The sequence below is a fragment of the Stenotrophomonas pictorum JCM 9942 genome (assembly GCF_001310775.1).
GTDB lineage: Bacteria > Pseudomonadota > Gammaproteobacteria > Xanthomonadales > Xanthomonadaceae > Stenotrophomonas > Stenotrophomonas pictorum.
The window spans coordinates 1-1,532 of record NZ_BAZI01000523.1; the positions used below are offsets into that span (position 1 = coordinate 1).

Sequence of the window (1,532 nt, forward strand, 5' to 3'; positions counted from 1 at the left end):
CGCCGCCCCCGGCGGAGGCGGGGCCGCCTCCGCCACCACCGCCAGTGCCGGTAGGCGTCTCCAAGGATGGTCGCAACTACACCGCCATCTTCCAGGTCAACGGTACCGGTGTGGTACGCCTGCGCGCAGGCGCACGCTTGCCGGAAGGCGGCCACGTGCTGCAGGTAAACGGTCGCCGGGTGGTCTGGCTCGATGCCGACGGCAAACGCCAGCAGCGCGAAATCTTCAATGAATTCCAAGGTGGACAATGATTCTTCCGCGCGCGGCACGGGCTCGAATCATTTGGACCAGCGCACTTTTGCGCATGTTTTGAACAGGATGAGTACCCGCATGATCAATCGGTCGCATGAGGCCCCGGCGCGCAACCGGCAGTCTGCCGCACGCGTTTTTCTGGGGGCCTTCCTGCTCAGTCTGCTGGCCGGTTGTGCCAGTACCGCTGTGAGGTTCCCCGAACCCCTGCGCCCGCCCAAGCAGGGGCAGGCCGGTTCCGAGGTGCTTGAAGGAGCGGAAGCGGCTACCCGCAAGCGGCCGCTGGTCGAAGAAGGCCCGGTGCTGGCGCCATCCCGTGGCACCACTTCAACGGCGGAGGCCACTCCGGCGCCCAGCCCGGTGCCGCAGGTCATCCCGCGCAAGCGCCAGGTGGCCCTCGTGCTGGAAGGTGTTTCCATCGAGTCCTTCATCAATGTCGTGTTCGGCATGGAGCTGGGCTTCGGCGTGCAGATCGACCAGTCCCTGCGTAATCGCCCGGAATTGCTCAGCCTGAGCCTCACCGAGCCGCAGTCTCCCGCCAAGGCTTACACCATCGCGCAGGAAGTGCTGGGCGCCTATGGGGTGAAGATCAACGAGCTGGGGGGCGTGTTGCGCTTCCAGCCCGTCAGCCAGGGGCAGGGGGGCGGTGACTTGCCTGCCTTGCTTGCCACCCGCTCTTTGCCGGATGTGCCGGCGGGCCAACGCACCGTGTTTGTGGCCATGCCGCTGGAGGTTTCCCAGCCCGGCGCGGTGGCTGGGCAGGTGCGCAGCCTGTTTGGTAGCCATCAGGTCAACTTCACCGAGTTGATCGAGGCCAATGCGCTGCTGATCAGCGGCCCGGGCGATGCCGTGCGTGCCGCCATGAGCGCGGTCATGGTGTTGGATGGCGGTGGTCTGATCGGCAAGCGCTCGCTGCGCATCAATCCGCTCTATGTGCCTGCCGACCTGCTGGCCCGCGATCTGCGCGAGGTGCTGGCCGGGCAGGGTATCGCGGTCAAGACTGGCCCGGGCAGCAACGGCGTGGTCTCGTTCGTGCCGGTGTCCTCGGCCAATGCCCTGCTGGTGTTCAGTGAATCGGAAACCGCGCTCAAGGCGGCGCAGGAGTGGGCCGATCGCCTCGACCAGCCCAGCGAGGACAGTGCCGGTGGTGGCATGTATCTGTACGCGGCACGGCATACCACGGTGGAGACGCTGTTGCCGGTGCTTCAGGCCTTGCTCGGCGGGGGTACGGGCGGCACGCCGCCGCGCACCGCTGCAGGTGCCGGGCCGGGCCAGCAGGCCGC

2 protein-coding genes are annotated in these 1,532 nt (G+C 67.2%); both read left to right on the plus strand.

Annotated features, from left to right (window positions below; all coding sequences use genetic code 11):
- Positions 1-251: hypothetical protein (locus JCM9942_RS15675; protein ID WP_218185509.1), on the plus strand; the 251-nt coding region annotated here is incomplete at its 5' end.
- A 79-nt stretch (positions 252-330) separates the two neighbouring features.
- Positions 331-1,532 (plus strand): hypothetical protein (locus tag JCM9942_RS15680; RefSeq protein ID WP_218185510.1); only part of this gene is annotated, 1,202 nt, incomplete at its 3' end.